Below are 16,521 nucleotides of genomic sequence, written 5' to 3'. Positions count from 1 at the left end.
ACCTCAGCGAGGAGCCCCCACCGATGTCAGCTCTCCCCGGTGCCCGTCCCGTCCGCGCGAACCGCGGCACCACCCTGACCGCCAAGTCGTGGGCCACCGAGGCCCCGCTGCGGATGCTGCAGAACAACCTCGACCCCGAGGTCGCCGAGGACCCGGACAATCTCGTGGTCTACGGCGGCACCGGTAAGGCCGCACGCGACTGGAAGTCGTTCGACGCCATCTCCCGGTCCCTGATCGACATGGAGCAGGACGAGACCCTGCTGGTCCAGTCGGGCAAGCCGGTTGGCATCCTGCGCACCCACGAGTGGGCCCCCCGGGTGCTGATCGCCAACTCCAACCTCGTCGGCGACTGGGCCAACTGGCCCGAGTTCCGTCGACTGGAAGCCATGGGGCTCACCATGTACGGCCAGATGACGGCCGGGTCGTGGATCTACATCGGCAGCCAGGGCATCGTCCAGGGCACCTACGAGACCTTCGCCGCGGTGGCCGACAAGCGCTTCGGCGGCTCGCTGGCCGGGACCCTGACGCTCACCGCCGGCCTCGGCGGGATGGGCGGCGCCCAACCGCTGGCCGTCACCCTCAACGGCGGCGTCGCACTGTGCATCGAGGTCGACCCGCACCGCGCCCGCCGCCGCGTCGAGACCCGCTACCTGGACATCGTGGCCGACAGTCTCGACCACGGAGTCGAACTGGCCCTGAGGGCCAAGGCCGCCCGTACGCCGCTCTCGGTGGCCGTCATCGGCAACGCCGCCGACATCGTCCCGGAGCTGCTCCGCCGCGGCGTCGACGTCGACATCGTCACCGACCAGACATCGGCGCACGACCCGCTGTGGTACCTCCCATCCGGGGTCTCGCTGGAGGACTGGCACGACTACGCCGAACGCAAGCCGGAGGAGTTCACCGATCGGGCCCGTGACTCGATGGCCACGCACGTGGAGGCCATGGTCGGCTTCATGGACGGGGGGGCCGAAGTGTTCGACTACGGCAACTCGATCCGCGGTGAGGCCAAGTTGGCCGGCTACCAGCGGTCCTTCGACTTCCCCGGGTTCGTCCCGGCCTACATTCGCCCGCTGTTCGCCGAGGGCAAGGGCCCGTTCCGTTGGGCGGCGCTGTCGGGTGACCCGAAGGACATCTACGCGACCGACGTCGCCGTGCGGGAGATGTTCCCCGACAACGAGAAACTGCAGCGCTGGATGCGCCTGGCCCCCGAGAAGATCGCCTTCCAGGGACTGCCGGCGCGGATCTGCTGGCTCGGCGCCGGGGAGCGTCACCTGGCCGGGGTCCGGTTCAACGAGATGGTCGCCGATGGCCAGATCAGTGCGCCGCTGGCCATCGGCCGTGACCATCTGGACTCTGGCTCCGTCGCCTCCCCGTACCGGGAGACCGAGGCGATGGCCGACGGCTCCGACGCGATCGCCGACTGGCCGCTGCTCAACGCCCTGGTCAACACCGCCTCGGGAGCGTCCTGGGTGTCGATCCACCACGGCGGAGGGGTCGGCATCGGCCGGTCCATCCACGCCGGTCAGGTGTGCGTGGCCGACGGCACCGAGCTGGCGGGGCGGAAGCTCGAGCGGGTGCTGACCAACGACCCGGCGACCGGGGTGCTCCGCCATGTCGATGCCGGCTACCCGGAGGCCGAGGTGGCCGCCGAACGCACCGGGCTCGTCATCCCGATGTCCGTCACCGAAACGGCCCGATGATGAAGTACGGTCCGCCGCCGGCCGCGTCCGGGCGGTTCAACTCGGCCTGGGCCGAACTGGCCACCGTCGGCCGCGACCATCGTCGGGGCGGCTACTCACGGCACGTGTTCGACGACGCCGACATGCAGATGCGGGAATGGTTCACCGCCCAGGCCGCGCGACGGGGGCTGGACACCGAGGTCGATCGGAACGGCAACATCTGGGCCTGGTGGGGTACGCCCGGCCCGGGCGCCGTCGTCACCGGGTCGCACCTCGACTCGGTGCCCGGAGGGGGAGCGTTCGACGGTCCCCTCGGCGTCGTATCGTCGCTGCTGGCCATCGACGAGCTGCGGGTGCGCGGGTTCGCGCCGGCCAAACCGATCGCGCTGGTGTGCTTCGCCGAAGAGGAGGGCGGCCGGTTCGGTCTGCCCTGCCTCGGCTCTCGGCTGATGACGGGCATGGCCGACCCCGAGCACGTCCGCCGGCTGCACGACCCGGACGCGATCTCGTTCGCCGACGCGGCCCGTCGGGTCGGCTTCGACCCGACGACGATCGGACCCGATCCGGACCGCGTGGCCATGATCGGCGCCTTCGTCGAACTGCACGTCGAACAGGGCCGCTTGCTGCACGCTGCCGACCCGAACGCCGCGGTCGCCGTCGGCACCCAGATCACCGCCCACGGCCGGTGGCGGATGACGCTGACCGGCGAGGGCAATCACGCCGGGACGACCCGGCCTGCCGACCGGCACGACCCGATGATCCCGGCCGCCGCGGCCATCCTGGCCGCCCGGCGGACGCTGAGCCTGTACGACGGGGCGGTGGCCACGATCGGGCGGCTGGAACCGGTCCCCGGCGGGACCAACGTCATCGCGTCATCTGTCGACGCCTGGATGGACGTCCGTTACGGCGCCGCCGCCGACACCGCGGCACTGGTCGACGAGATCGTCGCCGCCGTTCGGGAGGAAGCGGAGCTGGAGGGTTGCACCCTGGTCGTCCACCGGGAGTCGCTGTCGGATCAGGTGATGTTCGACCCGGCACTGACCATGGATCTGGCGTCCGCGTTGAAGGTACCCGTCATCCCGACCGGCGCCGGACACGACGCGGGCATCCTGGCCGACCGGGTCCCGAGCACCATGCTGTTCGTCCGGAACCCGACCGGGATCTCGCACGCTCCCGGCGAACATGCCGAGACCGCCGATTGCCTGGCCGGGATCGAGGCTCTGGCCGACGCCCTCACCGAGCTGGCCCGGTGACGTCCCCCGTCGCTGCGCTCGCCCCGGTGACATCCCCCGCTGCGCTCGCCTCGGTGACATCCCCCGCTGCGCTCGCCTCGGTGACATCCCCCGTCGCTGCGCTCGCCCCGGTGACCACCTACCGCTGCACGTCTGCGTTCGTCGACGGCGAACTGACCGGCCCGGTCGACATCCGGTGTGCCGATGGACTCGTCGTCGCGGTCGGACCGGCCGTGGGGGAGTTCGACGAACTGCTGCCCGGAATGGTGCTGCCTGGGTTCGCCGATGCCCACTCGCACCTGTTCCACCGCGGATTGCGCGGCCGGACGCACGGCGACTCGGCCGGCGTCGGCAGCTTCTGGACCTGGCGGGACACCATGTACTCGCTGGCCGACCGCCTGACGCCGGCCACGTTCCACGCCCTGGCGGTGGCCGTCTACACCGAGATGGTGTGCGCCGGCTTCACCGCGGTCGGCGAATTCCACTACCTGCACCACGCTCCGGGCGGCGGACGGTACGACGATCCCAACGCGATGGGGCTGGCCGCCGCACAGGCCGCCGACGAGGTCGGGATCGGTCTGACCCTGTTGGACGTCGCCTACCTGGCCGGTGGGTTCGACCGGCCGTTGAACTTGTCCCAACAGCGGTTCACCGACGGGACGGCGGCCGGATGGGCGGCCCGGGTCGCGACCCTGCCCGACGCGCTACCGATCGGGGAGTACGCACCGATCCGGGCCGGCGCCGCCATCCACTCGGTGCGGGCCGTGCCGGTGGCCGACCTGCCCGTGGTGGCCCGGTTCGCCCAGTCGTCGGGGATGCCGCTGCACGTGCATCTGTCCGAGCAGCTGGCGGAGAACGAGGCCGCGCTGGCGGCCACCGGTCGCACGCCGACCCAGCTGCTCGACGATGCCGGCGCGCTCTCCGACCGGACGGCGGCGGTGCATGCCACTCATCTGACCTCGCACGACATCAAGTTGCTGGGGGCCGCGCGAAGCTCGATCGTCATCTGCCCGACCACCGAGGCCGACCTGGCCGATGGCCTGCCCAGGGCCGCGCAGCTGCGGGTGGCCGGCGCGATGCTGGCTCTGGGCGGCGACCAGCATGTGATCACCGATCCGTTCGCCCAGGCTCGTGGACTGGAGTACGGGGAACGGTTGGCCACCGGCGTTCGGGGAACCTTCTCTCCTGAAGCTCTGCTGGAGGCGGCCACCGCGGCGTCCCACCGGAGCATCGGCTCGTCGTCCGGCCGGATCGCCGTCGGCGCACCGGCAGACTTCGTGGCGGTGCGGACGGAGAGCGCCCGGACCGCCGGCTCGGTCGGACTGCAGCTGCTGATGTCGGCGTCCGCCGCCGATGTCGCCGTCGTCGTGGTCGGCGGTGTGGTGCAGGCGCGGGACGGTGTGCACGTGCGGCTCGGCGATCCGGGTGCGTTGTTGGCGAATGCGATCAGAGAGGCATGGTCAACGTGACCGGTTCGGCGACAGGAGCCGTGGTGCGGAAGTCGGTCGATACGGCTCGGTCCACGGCGATCACCGGGATTTCCCGGTTGGTCACGAACGACCCGGGGGCCGGGCCAGGAGCGCTCGGCATCGTCGAGGACGCGGCGGTGGTGATCGAGGGCGACCGGATCGTGTGGGTCGGACCGTCGTCTGCGGTCCCTCCGGCCGATATCGGCTTCGACGCCGCCGGACGGGCGGTGCTACCCGGTTGGGTCGACTCGCACAGTCACCTCTTGTTCGCCGGCGACCGTTCGGCCGAGTTCTCGGCCCGGATGGCCGGCCAACCCTATGCGGCGGGCGGAATCCTGACCACGGTGACCGCCACGCGCGAGGCATCCACTCCCGACCTGGCGGCCCGCCTCGACCGTCGGATCGCCGAGATGGTGGCCGGCGGCACCACCTGCATCGAGACCAAGACCGGCTACGGCCTGACCACGGTGGACGAGGCCCGGTCGGCATCGCTGGCCGCCGCGGCCGGGGTGGACGTGGTGACCTTCCTCGGGGCCCATCTGACCGCACCCGAGTTTGCCTCCGACCCGGATTCCTACGTGGATCTGGTCTGCGGGCCGATGCTCGACGCGGTGGCGCCGAACGTCCAGTTCATCGATGTGTTCTGCGAGGAAGGGGCCTTCGACGAACCCCGTACCCGCCGGATCCTGGCCGCCGGAATGCGGAAAGGACTGGGGCTCAAGGTGCACGGCAACCAGCTGGGCGAGGGAGCCGGGGTCCGCATCGCGGTCGATTGTGGTGCCGTGTCGGTGGACCACTGCACGTATCTGTCCGATCGGGACATCGACCTGCTCGGGGGTTCGTCCACCGTGGCCACCCTGCTGCCGGTGTGCGATCTGTCCACCCGGCAGGCTCCGGCCCCTGGCCGTCGCCTGATCGACGCCGGTGCCACCGTCGCGCTGGCCTCGAACTGCAATCCGGGCTCCTGCTACACCCCGTCGATGGCCCTGGCCGTCGCGCTGGCCGTGATCCAGTGCGGCCTGACGGCCGACGAGGCCGTGGCGGCGGCGACCGTCGGCGGCGCGAGAGCGCTGGCCCGCACCGATGTCGGTGTGGTCGCGGTCGGCAAGCGGGCGGACCTGCATGTCCTTGACGCCCCGAGCCACGACTACCTGGCCTACCGGGTCGGCCTGCCGATGACGCACGCCGTCTGGCGCGCCGGCGTGCGTGCCGTCTAGCTGACCAGCTCCTGCGCGCGGTGGTGGCGTGCGGCTATCGGCTGTCGGCGTACGGCTGTCGGCGTGCGGCTGTCGTTCGGCGCATACATTTCGTCCCGGCGCGGGCTGGTTGGCCCGTTCTGCGCTGTTCCGAGCCCGAAATGGGCCGTTCGGTATGCGCGCCGGCGGTCCCATGGGTGCGGCTGTCGTTCGGCGCATACATTTCGTCCCGGCGCGGGCTGGTTGGCCCGTTCTGCGCTGTTCCGAGCCCGAAATGGGCCGTTCGGTATGCGCGCCGGTGCGGCTGTCGTTCGGCGCATACAGTTCGTCCGGGCGCGGGCTGGGTGGCCCGTTCTGCGCTGTTCCGAGCCCGAAATGGGCCGTTTGGTATGCGCGCCGGCGGTCCCATGGGTGCGGCTGTCGTTCGGCGCATACAGTTCGTCCGGGCGCGGGCTGGTTGGCCCGTTCTGCGCTGTTCCGAGCCCGAAATTGGCCGTTCGGTATGCGCGCCGGCGGTCCCATGAACTCGCCACCGGAACCGTCACAAGAACTCGCCACCGGAACCCGTCACAAGAACTTGCCACCGGAACCCGTCACAAGAACCCACGGAAGGTCGGGTCCGGCCAGCCCTGCCCCAGACCGGGCTCGGACCACCCTGGGGGCGGCTGCATCGACCAGCAGTCCGGCGCTCGGCGTCCGCGTCGTCGGGCAATCATCCGCCGCAGGCGGCCCGCGAGTTCGGCCGGTCGACCCACCGCGAGGGCGGCGTCGAAGCGTAGGACGTCGAAGTCGAGGTCCCGGATCTCTCGCTCCCGGTCGTTCTGATCCATGACGATCGTCGCCGCATCGGGCCGATCGTTGTACTTGATCTGACCGTCCGCCTCCAGGACGATTCCGTGCTCGGGCAGCAGGAGATCAACCCGCCGCGGCTTGGCGCCTCCGATGATCCACGGGTTGGCCACCGCCTCGGGCAGTCCGAAGGTCAGGCAGGCAAGCCGTCCGGCCGACTCCACGGGGCTCTCCGAACGTCGATCCGCGCGGCTCAGAACCCACTCCACCGACTGCATTCCCTTGTACCGCTTGAGATTCTCCGCAACGTCCCACAGTTGTTCGGGCGTGATGCCGACCGCCAGGGCGTAGTCGCCGACGGTGAGACCCTGCAGTCGGCTACCCATCCGGATGACGTCGATGCAGGCGTACGCCGCGCTGGTCACCGCAACACTGGAGAACGGCCACCGGTGGTGCGGAGGGAGCCAGCCGAAGCGGATGCGACCGTTCGGGGTCCGGGAATGGCCGCGATGGGCCGAACCGGGACGAAGCACCCGGGGGAGGTCGGGCGGTTCACCCCACATGGGCAGTCCCAGGATCGCCGCGGCCGAGAAGTCACTGGCCGATGCGTCACGGCGACCGCTGATGGTCCACGCGCGGCTCCGCAACCCGAATCTCTCCCAGGACGATGCGGCCTCGAACCGCAGCCGGTCGGCGTAGACCCCACTGCTCAACTGCAGCAGGTCGCCGTCCCGTTCGAGGCGACGGATCACCTTGTCGGAGATCCCGAATTCGCGGGCATCCGACGTGACGATCAGACCCCTCCGGGTCGAGTCGAGCAGACGGAGATCTTCGTTCAGTGCGCTGAGACGTTGCATGCTGGACCAGCGTGATGCCGGCGGCGAGCCGGGGCCAGCGAGCTGCGGGGAATGTGGACAACTCGGAGGCCGGTGCACAACTGACCTTCCGAACGCTTGCGCACTGACCTTCGGACGCTTGCGCACACAAAAGTGCCCGTATCCGGCCGGAACGGCGCGAATACGGGCACTTTCGACTGCGCAGGGCAGCAATGTATGCGCCGAAGGGCAGCCTCAGCCGGCGAAGGCCGCCGCGATCACCGCTGCCTGCTCGACTTCGTGCACCCGGAGCGAACCGGCCGACGGGGCGGCCATGGCGCGGCGGGAGACCCGCTTGATCCCGGTCAACCGGGGGAGCATCTCGGGCAGCGCCAGGGCCAGGAACGTCCAGGAACCCTGGTTGGCCGGTTCCTCCTGCACCCAACGGAAATCGGTGACGTTCGGGTAGGCCTCCAGGATGTGCGCGAGCTTGCGCCGCGGCACGGGGTAGATCTGCTCGATCCGGACGATCGCCGTGTCGGTGATGCTGTTGGCCCGGCGGTGCGCGTCCAGTTCCCAGTACAGCTTGCCCGAGGTGAACAGCACCTTCTTGACCGCACCGGGGTCGGCCGAGACGTCCGGGATCACCGACTGGAACTTGCCCTCGGTGAAGTCGGCGACCGAGGAAACGGCCGCCTTGTTGCGCAGCATCGACTTCGGGGTGAAGACGATCATCGGGCGGTGGACGCCGTCGAACACGTGCCGGCGCAGCAGGTGGAAGTAGTTGGCCGGGGTGGAGGGCACCGCGACCGTCATCGAACCCTCGGCGCACAACTGGAGGAACCGCTCGATGCGGCCCGACGTGTGGTCGGGGCCCTGGCCCTCATGGCCGTGCGGCAGCAACAGCACGACGCCGGTCTGCTGACCCCACTTGGCCTCGCCGGAGGAGAGGTATTCGTCGATGACGGACTGGGCACCGTTGACGAAGTCACCGAACTGCGCCTCCCACAGCACCAGGGCCTCGCGGTTGGCCACCGAGTAGCCGTACTCGAAGCCGAGCCCGGCGTACTCGGTCAGTGCCGAGTCGTAAGCCAGGAACTTGGCCTGACCTTCCGAGAGATTCTGCAGCGGAACGTATTCCGCGCCGGTGTTGCGGTCGATCAGCGCCGCGTGGCGTTGCACGAAAGTCCCGCGCCGTGAGTCCTGCCCCGAGAGCCGGACCAACCGGCCGTCCATCGCGATCGAGCCGAAGGCCAGCAGCTCCCCGAACGCCCAGTCGATTCCGCCGTTGCGCGACATCTCCACCCGACGCTCCAGCACCGTCTTGACCCGGGGGTGAGCGGTGAATCCGGACGGGAAGTCGACCTGCGCGTCGGCGATCCGGTGCAGGACCTCCAGCGGGATCGCGGTGTCGACCTTCGGCGGGATCGGCTGCTCGGCCTCGACCGACGGGCTCGGCGCGGCGATGCCGCGCTCGAGTTCCTTGACCTCGTTGAACACCCGTTCCAGCTGCTGGTGGTAGTCCTTCAGCGACTCCTCGGCGTCCTCCGGGGACAGGTCGCCGCGGCCGATCAGGGCCTCGGTGTAGATCCGCCGGACGGAACGCTTGCCGTCGATGATCTGGTACATCAGCGGGTTCGTCATCGAGGGATCGTCACCCTCGTTGTGACCGCGCCGCCGGTAGCAGACCATGTCGATGACGACGTCCTGGCCGAACGCCTGCCGGTATTCCACGGCCAGGCGGGACACCCAGACCGCGGCCTCGGGATCGTCGCCGTTCACGTGGAAGATCGGGGCCTGGATCATCTTCGCGACGTCGGTGCAGTACTCCGACGAACGTGACGCCTCGGGGGCGGTGGTGAAACCGACCTGGTTGTTGATGATCACGTGCACCGTGCCGCCGGTGCGGTATCCGCGCAGCTGGGACAGGTTCATCGTCTCGGCCACGACACCCTGGCCGGCGAACGCGGCGTCCCCGTGCAGCGCGATCGGCAGCACCGTGAAGCCGCCCTCGCCCAGGTTCAGCAGGTCCTGCTTGGCTCGGGTCACGCCTTCCAGCACTGGGTCGACGACTTCGAGGTGCGAAGGGTTGGCCACCAGCGAGACATCGACCTGGCCGTCACCGAACGGGCGGATGTACTTGCCCTCGGCCCCCAGGTGGTACTTGACGTCACCCGAACCGTGGGCCTGCCGCGGGTCGAGGTTGCCCTCGAACTCGCGGAAGATCTGCTGGTACGGCTTGCCGACGATGTTGGCCAGCACATTGAGGCGGCCACGGTGGGCCATGCCGATGACGACCTCGTGCATGCCGTACTCGGCGGCCCGGTTCAGCGCGGCGTCGAGGAGCGCGATGACCGTCTCGCCGCCCTCCAGCGAGAACCGCTTCTGACCGATGTACTTGGTCTGCAGGAACGTCTCGAACGCCTCGGCGGCATTGAGCCGACCCAGGATGTACTTCTGCTCGTCCTGGCCCGGCTTGTCCCGCTTGACCTCGACCCGTTGCTGGATCCATTTGCGCTGCACCGGGTCCATGATGTGCATGTACTCGACGCCGACGGTGCGGCAGTAGGAGTCGCGGAGTACGCCGAGCACGTCGCGCAGCTTCATGAACTCGGCGCCGTTGAACCCGCCGACCGGGAACTCGCGGTCCAGGTCCCAGAGGGTCAGGCCGTGCGAGAGCACGTCGAGGTCGGGGTGCCGGCGCTGGCGGTAGTTCAGCGGATCGGTATCGGCCATCAGGTGGCCGCGGGTGCGGTAGGCGTCGATCAGTTCCAGCACCCGAGCCGTGCGATCGACCGATCCGGCCCGGCCGGCGTCGAAGTCCTGCACCCAGCGAACCGGCTCGTACGGGATGCGCAGCGACGCGAAGACCTCGTCGTAGAAGCCGTCCTCGCCCAGCAGCAGCTGATGCACCCGGCGGAGGAATTCGCCGGACTCCGCGCCCTGGATGATCCGGTGGTCGTAGGTCGAGGTCAGCGTCATGATCTTGGAGATGCCGAGCTCGGACAGGGTCTGGTCGCTGGCGCCCTGGAATTCGGCCGGGTACTCCATGGCCCCGACGCCGATGATCGTGCCTTGACCGGACATCAGCCGCGGCACCGAGTGCACGGTCCCGATGCCGCCGGGGTTGGTCAGCGAGATGGTGGTGCCGGCGTAGTCCTCGGCCGTCAGCGCGCCGTTGCGGGCCTTGCGGACGACCGCCTCGTAGGCCGCCCAGAACTGCGTGAAGGTCATCCCTTCGCAGTTCCTGATCGGGACGACGACCAGCGTCCGCTGCCCACCCTTGCCCGGCAGGTCGATGGCCAGACCCAGGTTGACGTGGGCCGGCGTGACCATCTGCGGCTTGCCGTCGACCTCCTGGAAGTGCCGGTTCATGTTCGGGTAGGCACCGAGGGCCTTGATGATCGCGTACCCGATGATGTGGGTGAACGACACCTTGCCGCCGCGGTTGCGGCGCAGGAAGTTGTTGATGACGATGCGGTTGTCGCCGATGAGTTTGGCCGGGACGGCCCGCACCGACGTGGCCGTCGGGACCTCCAGCGAGGCTGTCATGTTGCGGACAACGGCCGCGGAGGCGCCGCGGAGCGGGGCGCTGACGTCGTCGGAGCTCTTCTCGGCGATCCGGGCCGCCTTCGCCGCCTTGTTGACGACCAGGTCGTCCGGGGTCGCCGTGGTGGCCGTCCGGGCGGCCGGCTTGATCGGTTCGGGGGCGGTCATCGGCTGCGCCTTGGCGGCCGGGGCGGGTGCGGGGGCCGCCTTGGCCGGCGTCGAGGGAGCCGGCGCCGAGGGGGCAGAGGAGACCGGAGCGCCGTTCTTCCGGGCGGGTGGCGGCGGGGGCGGCGGGGTCTTCGCCGCCGGGGCGGCGGCCGCCGGCGCCGGGGCCGAAGGTGCGGCCGGGGCCGCCGGGGCGGCGACCGCTGGTGTCGCCGTGTCAGCGGAACCGTTGCTGCTCAACGCTTTACGCTGCTCGGCGACGGGATCGGTGAAGAAATCTCGCCAGATCTGCTCGACACTGGCCGGGTCGGCGAGGAATTGGTTGTACTTCTCCTCGACGAACCAGTCGTTGGGACCGAACTCTGGCACGGTGGCTGACGACACTGTCGCGATCCGCCTTCTCGACTCTGGACGATGTGTAGACCTGTCAAGGCTAGTCCGCCGTCACGCAACGGGGTGAACTGACGGCGGGACATGCCTCACAGTTTCCCTTTCCGTGTCGGCGCAACCCTGGGCCGGGTTGGTGGGCCACGCGGATCTCATGCGAAGGCATCGAATCCGGTCAGGGCCTTGCCCAGGATCAGCTGATGGATCTCGGCCGTTCCCTCGTAGGTGAGCACCGTTTCCAGGTTGGCCGCGTGCCGCATCACCGGGTAGTCGCCGGTGATGCCACTGGCCCCGAGGATGGTCCGGCTGGTGCGGGCGATGTCCAGCGCAGTGCGGGTGGAGTGCAACTTGCCCATGGAGATCGCCTGGGGGGTGGCCGTGCCGGCATCCACCGCACGGCCGATGTGCAAGGCCATCAGGTAGGCGCTGTTCCAGGCGGTCGTCATGTCGGCCAACTTGGCCTGGGTCAGTTGGAAGCCGGCCAGCGGTCGACCGAACTGGATGCGGGTGGTCGCATAGTCCAGGGCGCTGGCCAGGGCATCGCGGGCGGCGCCGAGGGCGCCGAAGAGGATTCCGGCTCTGGCCTGGTTCAAGCAGCCCAACGGTCCGCGGAGCCCGGTGACGTGCGGCAGGATCGCCGTCTCCGGTACCTCCACCCCGTGCAGAACGATTTCCGCGGTGGCCGAGGCACGGAGGGACAGCTTGGCCGGCACCTCTCGCGCGCTGAATCCCGGAGTGCCGGTCGGCACCAGGAACCCACGCACCACGTCCCGCCCGCTGTCCTCGTCGGTCGTCTTGGCCCAGATGACGGCCACGTCGGCGACGGTGCCGTTGGTGATCCACATCTTGACGCCGTCGAGACGGAACCCGTCGGCGGTCCGGGTCGCCCGGGTGGTCATCGATGCCGGGTCGGAGCCGGAGTCGGGTTCGGTGAGCCCGAAGCAGCCGAGCAGTTCACCGGCGGCCATCCCGGGCAGCCACCGGTCCTTCTGCTCGTCCGATCCGTACTTCCAGATCGGATACATGGCCAGTGATCCCTGGACCGAGACCAGCGATCGGACGCCGGAGTCGCCGGCCTCCAGCTCCAGGCAGGCCAATCCGTACTCGACCGCCGAGGCCCCGGCACACCCGTAGCCGTCGAGGTGCATACCCAGGAGACCGGACTCGCCGAACTGGGCGGCCAGCTGCCGGGCCGGGATGCGGCCGTCGGCATACCAGCGGGCGATGTGCGGCCGCACCAGGTCGTCCACCAGGTGGCGAGTGGCGGTCCGGATGTCCCGCTCGGTGTCGCTCAGCGTGGCGTCGATGTTCAGCAGGTCCGGCAACACGGGGGTCATGCCGACCAACTTACGAGCGGTTCCGGCCCGGCGCCGCACGAGGCTCCGTCACGGCTGCTCGGCGTAGAGGCGGCTGTAGAGGCCGCCGCGGTCGAGCAGGTCCGCGTGCGTGCCGATCTCGACCACCTTGCCGTGGTCCATGACGATGATCCGATCGGCGCGGGACGCCGTGGTCAGCCGGTGCGCGACGACGATCGTGGTCCGCCCCCGGGCCAGACGGTCCGTGGCCGCGAGCACCGCGGCCTCGGCCGCCGGATCCAGCGCGGCGGTGGCCTCGTCAAGGAGCAGCAACTCCGGGTTCACCAGCTCGGCCCGGGCCAGCGAGATCAGCTGCCGCTGCCCGGCCGAGAGATTGCGTCCGCGTTCCTCGACCTGGTGCCGGAAGCCGCCGCGTAGCCCGGCGATGGCCGCGACGGCTCCGACCGAGCGGGCGGCCGCTTCGACGTCGCGGTCGGAGGCGTCCGGACGCCCGTAGGCGATGTTGTCGCGGACCGTGCCGGAGAACAGGTGCGGCTCCTGGGGCACCACACCGAGCTGCCGGCGGTAGGAGCCGAGCTCCAGCGAGCGGACGTCGACGCCGTCGATCAGGATCGCGCCGGACGTCACGTCGTAGAACCGCGCGATCAGCTTGACCAGCGTGGACTTGCCGGCCCCGGTCGGGCCGACCACGGCGACCGTCTCCCCGGAGGTGATGTCCAGGGTCACCCCGTCCAGCGCGGCGGCGGCGCCCGGTTGGGCGGTGGAGTACCGGAATCCGACGTCCTTCGCCGCGACGTGACCGGTCAGCGCCGGCGCGGGGACCGGATGGGCCGCCGGCGGGGTCGAGGTCGGGGTGGAGAGCAGATCACCGATCCGGCTCAGGCCCACGGCGGCCTGCTGGTAGCCGTCGAAGATCTGCGACAGCTGCTGGATCGGGGAGAAGAACGAGTCCAGGTACAGGACGAAGGCGACCAGGGTTCCGGCCGTCACCGCCCCGGTGACCACTCGGTGCGCACCGACGCCGAGCACCAGGGCGGCGGCCAGTTCGCTGAGCAGAGCGACGAACGGGAAGTAGATCGAGATCGCCGTCTGGGCCCGCATCCGCGAGCGGCGGTAGTCCTCGCTGCGGGCGGCGAAACCGGCCGCGTTGGTCTCCTCCCGGCCCAGGGCCTGGGTGATCCGCATGCCGGAGACGTTCTCCTGCAGATCGGCGTTCACGATGCTGACCTTCTCCCGTGCCTCCGTGTACGCCCTGGTCGAGTAGCGCCGGAAGAAGAAGGTGGCCACCGCCAGTGGCGGCAGCACCGAGAAGGCGAGGAGCGCCAGCCCGACGTTCATGAAGAGCAGGACCACCGCGATGCCGCCGAAAGTGGCCAACGAGACGACGGACGTGACCAGTCCGGTCTGCAGGAAGGACGACAAGGCATCGACGTCGGCCGTCATCCTCGTCATGATCCGGCCGGCCATCTCTCGTTCGTAGAAGTCCAGCCCGAGGCGCTGCAGGTGGGCGAACTCGCGGATGCGCAGGCCGTACAGGACGGTTTCACCGGCCTTGCCGGTGACGATCTGCTGCCAGCGCTGGATCGCGTAGTCGGCCACCACGATCAGCAGGGAAATGACCGATGCAGTCCACACCACTCCGATGGCGCCCTTGGCGACGCCGTCGTCGATGCCGCGTTTGATCAGAATCGGCAGCATCAGGGCGGCCACCGCGTCGGCCGCGATCAGGATCAGGGACAGGATCAGCAGGGCCCGGACCGGGCGCAGGGTGCGGCTGAGCGACAACTTTCCCAGCAGTGGGTGCGGATCCTGCAAGGCGGCCGCGGCCGCCTTGCCGGTCTTGGGCACCACTAGGTCGTCCGGCAGTTCGGGCGGGGGCGGATCGGTGGCCGGGGGGAGCGCGGCGACCCGGGCCAGGAGGTCGGGGGTGGCCGGCAACGAGCCGAGCATGCCCCCGCCCGGGCCACCGCCGACGCGGGGGTTCTCGATGGTCCGGATCTTCATCTCCGACGTCGTTTCGACGGCCGGCCACAGATCGGGGGTGAGGCCGTCGTCGGCCGGGTCGGCCACCGGCCGGGCGGTCGGGGCGGAGCGGTCGATCTCCTCGCCGTCGCCGCCGAGCAACTCGCGATACGGCGCGCAGCGGACCATCAGATCGTCGTGCGTGCCGGTGTCCACCACCCGGCCGGCCACCACCATGGCGACGGTGTCGGCCAGCTCCAGGGTGCTACGGCGGTGCGCGATCAGGATGGTCGTGCGGTCGGCGGTCAGTCGGTGCAGGGTGCTGTGGATGGCCGCCTCGGTCACCGGGTCGACGGCGCTGGTGGCGTCGTCGAGGACGAGGACCCTGGGATCGGTGATCATCGCCCGGGCCAGGGCCAGACGTTGCCGCTGGCCCCCGGACAGGGTGAGGCCGCGTTCGCCGATCACCGTGTCGAAGCCCTCGGGCAGCGCGTCGATGAAGTCCTCGGCCTCTGCTGCCCGTGCGGCGGCGCGGATATCGGCGTCGGTCGCCTCGGGTCGGCCGTATCCGATGTTCGCCGCGATCGAGGCGGAGAACAGGAACGCCTCCTCGAACACCACCCCGACCGTCCCTCGCAGGTCGGCCAGGGTGAAGTCCCGGATGTCGACGCCGCCGAGCCGGATCGAGCCGGACTGGCCCTCGTAGAAGCGGGGTAGCAGCAGGGACACCGTCGACTTGCCGGAGCCGGACGCGCCGACCAGCGCCACGGTGGAGCCAGCCGGGACGTGCAGGGTGAAGTCGTCCAGCACCGGCTCGTCGTGGGTGTAGCCGAAGCGGACGCCGATCAGGTCGACGTCGATCGGGCCGGGCGGAACCGGGGTGGCCGGCCCGACCGGATCGGTGATCGCCGCCCGGGAGTCGATGATCTCCACCACCCGCTCCACCGAGGCCCTGGCCTGTTGACCGAGGATGAGCAGGAAGGACAGGGTGCGGGTGGGCGACACCAGCTGGGACAGATAGAGGGTGAACGACAGGAAGGTGCCGACGCTGATGGTGCCGTGCAGGGCCAGGTAGCCGCCGAGGGCGAGCACTCCGACCTGCCCGAGGGCGGTGAGCGCGACCAACCCGGGATTGAGCCGGGCGGTGAGGCGGACCGCCCGCATCCGGTCCGCGTACAGCCGGGCCGCCCCCCGGCGGAGCCGTCCGGTCTCGCGGTCCTCCTGGCCGAAGCCCTTCACCACCCGGACGCCGGTGACGTCCTCCTCGACGATCTCGGCCACTTCGGCCGCCGACTGCTGGGCGGCCCAGGTGGCCGGGAACAGCGTCGTCCGGGTGGCCCTGGTCAGCAGGAAGATCGCCGGGAGGGTGATCAGGGCGGTCAGGGTCAGCAACGGTGAGAGCCACACCATGATCGCCAGCGAGGCCACGAACAGCACGACCTGCCCGGCCGACAGCGGTACGACGGCCAGCAGGCCCTGCACCATCTGCAGATCCGACGAGGCGCGGGAGACCACCTGGCCGGTGCGGAGCGCGTCCTGCGCCGCCCCGTCCAAGCGGGCCAACGCGGCGAACACGTCCTGACGCATGTCGTGCTGCACGTCCAGGGACAGCCGGCCGCCGGCCCAGCGGCGGATGAACGACGACCCGAAGCGGATCAGGGCCAGCACCACCAGTGCGGTGATGATCAGCGGAAGGCCCGCGGTGTGCCCGGAGCGGGCATGGTCCACCGCGGCGCCGGTCAGTAGCGGAGTCAGCGCTCCGAGGCCCACCCCGGCGAGCGCGGACAGCCCGGCCAGCCAGGCGGCGGTCGGGTGCCGTCGGCAGTATGCCCACAGCCGGCGGATCCACCCGGCGGCTCGGGGTGTCTCCGGTGCGGCGGGCGTGGTGACCGCATTGGTGGGCAGATCGGTGTCGACGTCGGAGGCAGGTGGCACCTGGTCACGGTAACCGCGGTCACCGAC

The 16,521-nt window shown here is 70.1% G+C and carries 8 protein-coding genes; 4 read left to right on the top strand and 4 right to left on the bottom strand.

Going from position 1 to position 16,521, the window contains the following annotated elements:
* Positions 1-23: 23 nt before the first annotated feature.
* The 4 genes from hutU (at position 24) to hutI (ending at position 5,597) form a co-directional block, all read left to right on the top strand.
* Positions 24-1,700 (top strand): urocanate hydratase, encoded by a 1,677-nt coding sequence (hutU, locus tag BLS97_RS01735; RefSeq protein ID WP_090474262.1) that lies wholly within the window; start codon positions 24-26, stop codon positions 1,698-1,700.
* Positions 1,697-2,932: an allantoate amidohydrolase gene (locus BLS97_RS01730; protein WP_197676356.1), complete on the top strand. Its 1,236-nt coding sequence runs from the start codon at positions 1,697-1,699 to the stop codon at positions 2,930-2,932. Before hutU ends, BLS97_RS01730 begins: the two co-directional genes overlap by 4 nt.
* A gap of 110 nt (positions 2,933-3,042) precedes the next feature.
* Entirely contained in the window at positions 3,043-4,380 is a 1,338-nt protein-coding gene (locus tag BLS97_RS01725; protein ID WP_090474260.1) for a formimidoylglutamate deiminase, read from the top strand.
* Positions 4,368-5,597 carry an imidazolonepropionase gene (gene hutI / locus BLS97_RS01720; RefSeq protein WP_090474259.1) on the top strand — a complete coding sequence of 410 codons (1,230 nt, stop codon included), beginning with the start codon at positions 4,368-4,370 and terminating at the stop codon, positions 5,595-5,597. Before BLS97_RS01725 ends, hutI begins: the two co-directional genes overlap by 13 nt.
* 572 nt (positions 5,598-6,169) lie before the next feature.
* Here the strand turns inward: hutI and BLS97_RS01715 are convergent.
* The 4 genes from BLS97_RS01715 to BLS97_RS01700 all read right to left on the bottom strand — a co-directional run bounded on the left by BLS97_RS01715 (position 6,170) and on the right by BLS97_RS01700 (position 16,494).
* Positions 6,170-7,222, bottom strand: coding sequence for a type IV toxin-antitoxin system AbiEi family antitoxin domain-containing protein (locus BLS97_RS01715; protein WP_090474258.1), 1,053 nt, complete (start codon positions 7,220-7,222; stop codon positions 6,170-6,172).
* 213 nt (positions 7,223-7,435) lie between these two features.
* A complete protein-coding gene (locus tag BLS97_RS01710) occupies positions 7,436-11,263 on the bottom strand; it encodes a multifunctional oxoglutarate decarboxylase/oxoglutarate dehydrogenase thiamine pyrophosphate-binding subunit/dihydrolipoyllysine-residue succinyltransferase subunit (protein WP_231988303.1) in 3,828 nt (1,275 codons plus the stop codon).
* A gap of 170 nt (positions 11,264-11,433) precedes the next feature.
* Entirely contained in the window at positions 11,434-12,618 is a 1,185-nt protein-coding gene (locus BLS97_RS01705) for an acyl-CoA dehydrogenase family protein (RefSeq protein ID WP_090474256.1), read from the bottom strand.
* A gap of 48 nt (positions 12,619-12,666) precedes the next feature.
* Positions 12,667-16,494 carry an ABC transporter ATP-binding protein gene (locus tag BLS97_RS01700; RefSeq protein ID WP_231988302.1) on the bottom strand — a complete coding sequence of 1,276 codons (3,828 nt, stop codon included), beginning with the start codon at positions 16,492-16,494 and terminating at the stop codon, positions 12,667-12,669.
* Positions 16,495-16,521 lie beyond the last annotated feature (27 nt).

Origin of the sequence: Nakamurella panacisegetis, assembly GCF_900104535.1 — a bacterium.
Lineage (GTDB): Bacteria > Actinomycetota > Actinomycetes > Mycobacteriales > Nakamurellaceae > Nakamurella > Nakamurella panacisegetis.
The sequence above is the reverse complement of the archived record's forward strand: the minus strand, read 5'-3'. Positions and strand labels throughout refer to the sequence as shown.